The 7,423-nt window shown below is 51.9% G+C and carries 4 protein-coding genes; 1 reads left to right on the top strand and 3 read right to left on the bottom strand.

The features are described 5' to 3' along the window. Window positions 1-16: 16 nt before the first annotated feature. The gene (locus GOV88_RS19930) at window positions 17-736 is read right to left on the bottom strand and encodes a sulfatase-like hydrolase/transferase (RefSeq protein WP_171241488.1); all 720 of its coding nucleotides are present in this window, start codon (window positions 734-736) and stop codon (window positions 17-19) included. Between the two features lie 250 nt (window positions 737-986). On the opposite strand from GOV88_RS19930, the gene GOV88_RS19925 reads away from it, so the two are divergent. Next, window positions 987-2,933, top strand: a complete 1,947-nt coding sequence (locus tag GOV88_RS19925; protein ID WP_254449282.1) for a DUF3604 domain-containing protein — start codon at window positions 987-989, stop codon at window positions 2,931-2,933. Between the two features lie 366 nt (window positions 2,934-3,299). Here GOV88_RS19925 and GOV88_RS19920 read toward each other — a convergent pair whose 3' ends face one another. Then, window positions 3,300-6,620: an adenylate/guanylate cyclase domain-containing protein gene (locus GOV88_RS19920; RefSeq protein WP_171241487.1), complete on the bottom strand. Its 3,321-nt coding sequence runs from the start codon at window positions 6,618-6,620 to the stop codon at window positions 3,300-3,302. A gap of 538 nt (window positions 6,621-7,158) precedes the next feature. Beyond that, window positions 7,159-7,362 (bottom strand): hypothetical protein, encoded by a 204-nt coding sequence (locus GOV88_RS19915; protein ID WP_058283652.1) that lies wholly within the window; start codon window positions 7,360-7,362, stop codon window positions 7,159-7,161. Window positions 7,363-7,423 lie beyond the last annotated feature (61 nt).

Below are 7,423 nucleotides of genomic sequence, written 5' to 3'. Positions count from 1 at the left end.
CAGATCCTCTCTTAGCTCAGGCGGCCATCTGTCCCAAAATCCCTGATAACGGACACGTGTAAGCAAGATAGATGAAGAATGGTGCATCTTCCCCGCTTTTGGTTTCGATGAATTCGATGGCTTTTTGTGTCAGGTCTCCATCTATCTCACCGCGATAATCCAGATCATAGTCGCGCGCTACTGTCGCGGGCTCGCCAGCAACACCTTGCATCACCACAGGTTCGTCCATGTTCGCTTCGGCAAATCCCGGAAGCGTGCGCCAGACTGTAACGTCAGTGGTCTCAACGCCGTAAAACTCGTCGAATCCTTGATTCGTTGGATAGCGCCCTTCGGTCCATCCAAGGTGCCACTTGCCGTACATGGCCGTGTTGTACCCTACCTCCTTCAGCATCTCGGCCATCGTGATTTCCCACTGAGTCAGACCGTAGACGCCGCCGCCCAGTGGAACCGTGTGGTTGCCGCTTCGGATACCGTATCGTCCTGTCATGGTCGCTGCACGGGACGGCGTGCATTGGCTTTCCACGTTGAAGTTCGTGAGTCGTAATCCTTCCGCAGCGAGGGCGTCCATCTCGGGAGTCGCTGTTCCTCGGATTATGCCGCCGCCGTTGAATCCGGGCTCGCCCCAACCAAAATTATCTAAAAATATGAATACGATGTTTGGCTTGTCTTGAGCTGAAGCGACCGTGGCAAACAAAAAAGACAAGGATAGTAGGAATGCTCGCGATAACCACTTCATGACAACGCCTCCAATCAAGATCACGGGCTCAAGACTGACGAAACAGACCACCAGTCGTCAAGAAGTCCACTCGTTGCGGTTCTTTTTGCCCCGGCCGAGCGTCGGAGTTCCGGCGAAGCTGTCGCCTGGGATTAGTCGTCCCTCACCCAAAGTTTCTTGAGCTCACCTAAGAAAAACCTTCGTTTTCCTTGACGAACAGCCACTTCAGATGCTGCCATAGGCTGGCATTCAGCGCGGCTGGGAGGTTCAAATGAAGTTTTTTCTGACGACATCGACAGCAATCGTTTCCGCAGCATTCATATCAAGTTCTTCAAATGCTCAAGAGACCGCACAAGGCGGGCAAGTTGGAGAGATGACCATATCGGTTGATGATATGCGCGAACCCGCGCCTGCTGATTTTTCGCCTTATGCAGGTCGAGACTTTCCTACACGCCCGTTGTGGGGTGACACGCACCTGCACACGTCAAATTCACTCGATGCTCGCGGATTTGGCGTCATTCTGAGCCCCGATGATGCCTATAGGTTTGCGCGCGGCGAGGAAGTCACCACGTCGCACGGCCTCCGCGTGCGGTTGTCGCGTCCGCTTGATTGGTTGGTCGTATCCGATCACTCAGATGCCATGGGCGCCATGAATGAAATCGTCGCCGGGAACTCCACGCTGATGCGTGACCCAACGCTTCGCGACTGGAACGAGCGCCTTAACGCCGGGGGGGACGTCGCTCTCGGCGCTACAATGGAAGTTATCGAGACTTTTGCTGGCATCACCGGGGACGCTCTTCCCGAGGCTGTTTCAGATCGCAGATTTGTACAATCCGTCTGGGACAACTTCACACAGACTGCGGATCATCACAACGCCCCCGGCACATTCACGGCGTTCATCGGATACGAGTGGACGTCTACTGAGGGTGGCAACAACCTCCATCGCAACGTGATTTACCGGGATGATGCCATTCGCGCTCGGCAAATGCTGCCCTTCACAACCGCGGAAACCTTTAACCCGGAACGGTTATGGGACTGGATGGAAACATATGAACAAGAGACTGGCGGTCGTGTGCTGGCCCTCGCCCACAACGGCAATGTCTCTAACGGTCTTATGTTCCCGGTTGAGACTAATCCGGAAACCGGTGAACCGTTGACGGCAGAGTACGCAGAACGGCGCGCGAAGTGGGAACCGATGTACGAAATCACCCAAATCAAGGGTGACGGCGAAACGCATCCGTTTCTGAGCCCAAACGATGAATTCGCAGACTATGAAACTTGGGATAAATCCAACCTTGGCCCAACGCCCAAAGAAGATTGGATGCTCCAATACGAATATGCTCGTGAGGCCTTGAAAAACGGTCTCAAGCTAGAGGCTCAGCTCGGCACCAACCCATACAAGTTCGGAGTAGTGGGCTCGACCGACAGCCATACGGCTTTGGCAACAGCGGAAGAAGATAATTTCTTTGGCAAACACTCTGGAGTCGAACCAGAGCCCGGCCGTTGGCAGCATGTCGTTGGTGAGTTTGATGCCTTGAGGATACTCGGGTGGGAAATGGCAGCCTCTGGCTATGCAGCAGTCTGGGCTCAGGACAACACTCGCGAAGCAATTTTCGACGCTATGGAACGGAAAGAGGTCTATGGGACAACCGGCAGTCGCATCGCAGTACGCTTCTTTGGTGGCTGGGACTTTACGGAAGCTGATGCAAGGTCTCGTTTGCCCGCCGAAATAGGTTATGAAAAAGGCGTTCCGATGGGAGGAGACCTCGCAGACACGACAGAAGGAGCGGACGCCCCAACATTTTTGGTTGCTGCGCTGAAAGATCCGTTCTCCGGCAATCTCGACCGTGTTCAGATTGTGAAAGGTTGGCTAAATTCCAGCGGCGAAACCGAAGAGCAGGTCTATGACGTGGCTTGGTCGGGAGACCGAGAACCCGATGCGGACGGCAACCTGCCAGCGGTGGGGAACACCGTGGATGCAGCAACGGGCACGTTTACGAATTCAATAGGATCTCCGGAACTGATCACTGTTTGGAAAGACCCCGACTTCGACCCTTCTACGCCCGCTTTCTACTATGCCCGTGTTCTGGAGATCCCCACACCGAGGTGGACAATTTACGATGCTGTTCGGTTCGGAGACGAATTGCCAACCGAGGTGCCTACGTCAACTCAGGAACGTGCTTACACTTCGCCAATTTGGTATACTCCCGAGGGCTGAGACCTTTTGAAAAACTCACGTTGGTCACAACTAATGACCAGACCCCCTCGGGTCATTTCGGTAGGAATACTCTATCCACGCGAAAGTGCAGTTAGGGCTCAAAGCAGCTATTAGCTGCACTCGGCTTGAATGACTGCTATGCGGACGATTTGGTCATTCGCTGCTCTGGTAAGAATGTCAACTTTTTGGGCAGTCCAGAAATTTGGCGGGATTGAGTACTGTTCGCCATGAAGCGGCTTATGAAGAAACGCGGGTCGGATACTCCTGGATACAGTTTCTGTCGAACGCTCAAACAGACGAACACCTAGTTAAGTTCCGAGTATGAGTCCCAATCTACCCAACTGCGCCGCTCTGAATTTTTGAGAGTTAATCAAAAGTAGTCTGATCAAGCAGATTTTGGGCGTTGTTCACGTCGACTGTTAGCTCTCCTCCTATGATAGTTTCTAAGACAGCATTTAAGCCAAAGTTGGGAGTGGGGGTCTGTCTAAATTTTTGGCAACTCTTGATGTAGTCTACAACAATCCGAAGTTCGTACATCCTTGCCTGCTGTCGTTTTGCCGTGTTCAAAGCCTCACAAAACTCTACTTCGGCGAACCGACTTTCAGAAATTGCGAGAGCATAAACGCGGTCGGTCTCAGCTTGCGCCCATCCTTCGTTTGTAAGGCTTTGGTACCTGCGGGCCTCGGCTAACAACTGTAAGGCACTTTCCCGATCACCCGTTTTCAACGTGAGTTCCGCAATCATCGTCAAAAAGAAAGGTTTGTAATTCCCAGCTCCGCTGGCCCACCACGCTTCCGATGCTTGTCGCAATGCGTGGATGTTTTCGGGCTCAGGGGAAAGGTAGGCATCCACCCAGCTTCGCCAGAGCGTTGCAGTCAGCGACATGAAGGTGAACGAGTGTTTTGAAGACAGTTCCTCCAACTGAGTTGCGGCTTCTATTACTTTTCCAGGTTCGCGGCGCAAAAGATAGAGCATACACTGGTAGGTTAGCGACTGTGCTATGCTGTGCGCATGCTCCAGCTTTTGAGCTGCAGCAACCGCTTGTTTTTGTATCTCAAGTGCTTTGTCTGGTGCACCGCGCATCCATACAGCCATGCTTAAAAAGCACGACGTTATCGCTGCGTGGTCCGAACCGTATATGTAGGCCAGGTGCCCATCGCGTTTCCGACTGTAAAGCTCTAGCGCTTTACTCAAGTGCTCGTATGCAGGGTTTAGTTCTCCAATATGAAACAGCACTGCGCCCATGGCTCGATGCCCTACCATCTGATGGTGTGTCTCACCCGTTGTATCTGCCAAATTCAGCAACTGCGCTGCAACACTTCTGGCTAAATCATACTCAGCACGCACCAAATGGAAGGAATACAAGCCATTCAAAACAGGGAACAGATGTTCTGTTTCGTCCACCCGTTCACACAAGTCGCGTATTCTTGCATAAACGGTCCCTGTTTCATCAGCAGCTATTCCTGCAGTCGATCGTAGAACACCTGCTCTGAGAACCTGAACCTCAATTTCTTTCTGATCCCGCTCAACACCATGAGACAGTTGGCTCAACTGCTCGATCGCCAAAGAAAGCTGTGTGTTCGCCTCGATATTGGCAGAACGTTGGACTGCGCGTTGGCCTGCGAGATAGCGATAGTCGATTGCCTCCTTGCTCATACCCGCCATCGTGTAGTGGTGCGCAAGTATTTCCGGACTGGCATCGCCAATATGGGTTGATTTACCACTTAACGCTCGCGCAACACGTGCGTGCAAGACCCTGCGCTCGGTCTTCAAGAGACTGTTGTAAGCTGTGTCGCGAATTAGCGCGTGGCGATAGCTGAAAGTTTCAAGGTTTTCTTGTTCAGAAACTGTCACAATGCCTGCGTCGACCAAAAGTTCCAATCCCGCGCGCAACGCCTTGTCGCTGATCCGAGCGACCTTGGCGATCAACGGAAAAGAAAATTGAGGTCCGATAACCGCCCCAATCTGGGCGACCTCCTTGACGGAACTCAGTCGGTCAAGCCGCGCCATTAGTGCATCATGCAACGTGCTTGGGACCGAGCTTGCCGGGGACGCCCCACCCTTTGAGTATGCGTCCCTTCCTTTTGTCAAAACCCCTGATTCCAATAGATCTTTTGTCACTTCTTCGACATATAGCGGGACGCCATCGGATCTGGCAGCGACGACATTGTACATTTCGTCAGAAATCGAATGCCCTTTTGCAACTTCGTCTACAATGTTTTTGACCTGGTGAAAGTCCAATTGCTTCAAGACCAATTTAGAAAGGTTGGATTGCAATGCCCAACCCGGGTCAAATTCAGGTCTGAACGTCATCACGACCAATACTGGAAGGTCACGAATCCGATCGGCAACTCGGTCGAGCAACAATTTAGTTGTCGGATCAATCCAATGCGCGTCCTCAAACAAGAACAACACTGGCTTTTCCTCAGCCTGCGAAGTCAGATTGCCCAACAGCATTTCTAAGGTCTGATCCATGAGTTGCTGTGGCGTCAGATTCAGTTCACCCAATTGGTCTTCAAAAGGAACTGAAAGTAGGGACGCGGCCAGTTTCAGTGTGTGATCCGACTGGTCACTTAGAACAGAGGATATCTTTCTGAGTTTCACTTCGTTCTTGTCGTCTGAACGAAGGCCCGCAGCATTCTCAATTTGGCGAATGGCCGGATAAAACGCACTCGCGTAATGGTAGGGAGAACACTGATATCGCGTTTGAGCGTGCGACATCGTCGGAATGCTCTGCCTTAATTCTTCAACCAATCTAGACTTGCCAATTCCTGGCTCGCCGGACACCAGCACAACTTGTCCTTGACCGCCACTTGCCAACTTCCACTTTTCATTGAGGGTTTCATATTCTGCGGCGCGTCCGATCAAAGGGTTCAGTAACTCGTCTTCTTCTGCCATGAAACGGCTGACTGTTTCCCGTGCTCCTGTCACCTGCCAAGCTTCGACCTCTCTGGCAAAACCTTTAAGCTTGAATGCGCCACGCAGAACGTATTCGAAAGCATCACCCGCCAAATGATGAGTATTGGGAGCGACGATCAATGTCCCGGGCTCAGCCATTGCTTGTAGACGTGCGGCCAGGTTCGGCGTCTCCCCCATCGCCGTTCCGTCCTCAAACATTTTTTCTCCACGTAAATCACCAACTACAACCAACCCAGTTGCGATCCCAATTCGGACATTCAGTTTCGCATGAGTGCGGATAGCTGGAATTTCCTGGATAATGCGAAGACCTGCGCGAATGGCTCGCTCTGGGTCATCTTCGTGCGCATGAGGAAACCCGAAAAAGACCATTATCCCATCACCATAGTAACTTGCGATGTGGCCATCAAAAGCGGCCACCGACGCAGCGCAGGTTTCTTTGAACAGGCGGAGTACTTCCGCCAAATCTTCCGGATCGACGCGCTGGGATATTTCCGTTGATCCAACCAAATCTATAAACATGACGGTAAGCTGCCGGCGCTCAGCGACGATCGCGGGACCTAACGCGGTGTTGTGCGGGTAAGTCACTCCCTTTGCTTCAGCTCGAACAGCTTTCATGAAACGGCGCCTCGGACCTAAGGGAAGCCCGATTGTAGTGAGATCTTTGTCCGTTAATTCGGTTAAATCACCTAGTTCGATTTCATGCTCTGCAAACGACCCAGCATACTTGGACAAGCCATGTTTCTCTAGCCAGCGCGAGATTTCAGACATTTGATCCTTTCGCGTGCGGCGGCTGCAGAACTATCGCCTGCGATGCACCAGCATGCATCCCTTTCTCCGGTTGGTCGTTGCGGTTTACAGAGTCGCAATTTCCGCGTACTTGAACTCTTTTTACGCATTGAAAATCACCGTATCTAATTTGGTCAAGGACTTCGTCGCTCTGGATGGGACGGGTCCTTCGGCATCGGGTCGGTACAACGTGATGGTATCGTAACATAGATATTTAGTGCGGTTCCGTATCCAGTGGATAGCTGTATTTCTGCTCTGGGCTTGGCACGGACATTCGCTGCACTCGGCGTGAATGACTGTTATGCGGACAAAGCGGTCTGTGGTTCTCCAATCAAATCGGCCGACCTTGGGTTTACAGTACACGGTTGTGGAGAGTGAGAAAGAATAGTTGTCTTCACTTACGGAAGCATAGTATCTCAATTGGCACCCTTATTACACGCTAAGCAGGACGTTATGGCTCACGAGCGTCCAGATACTCTCGGGTTAAGCCCTTTTGAGTGTCAGAGGTATCGTCCCAAAATTAGGTTGTTGGTTGTTCGGGTGCGTCACCCAGAGCCAGCAGCAAAAGAATAGCCAAAAGGGGTGATCCAACCAGACCGATCAGGAACCAGATCAAACCAGATCGGTTGCGCCGCCCTGCCATCGTGATCGGCAGGATATAAAGCCAGATCACGACAACCAGCAAGATGAGCATAAAAATCAACTGGATAACTGGTGCGTCCATGAAATTTTGCCTTTCGTATCTTGACGCCATTTTTAAAACGGCTGATCCGGTAAGATAGACA

Source organism: Ruegeria sp. HKCCA5491 (assembly GCF_013034565.1).
Classification (GTDB): Bacteria; Pseudomonadota; Alphaproteobacteria; order Rhodobacterales; family Rhodobacteraceae; genus Ruegeria.
This window is presented reverse-complemented; position numbering and strand designations above follow the sequence as displayed.

Excerpts from the sequence above, each read along its gene's own strand:
- GOV88_RS19930 (WP_171241488.1), bottom strand. The coding sequence starts at position 736 with ATGAAGTGGTTATCGCGAGCATTCCTACTATCCTTGTCTTTTTTGTTT.
- GOV88_RS19925 (WP_254449282.1), top strand. The coding sequence starts at position 987 with ATGAAGTTTTTTCTGACGACATCGACAGCAATCGTTTCCGCAGCATTC.
- GOV88_RS19920 (WP_171241487.1), bottom strand. The coding sequence starts at position 6,620 with ATGTCTGAAATCTCGCGCTGGCTAGAGAAACATGGCTTGTCCAAGTAT.
- GOV88_RS19915 (WP_058283652.1), bottom strand. The coding sequence starts at position 7,362 with ATGGACGCACCAGTTATCCAGTTGATTTTTATGCTCATCTTGCTGGTT.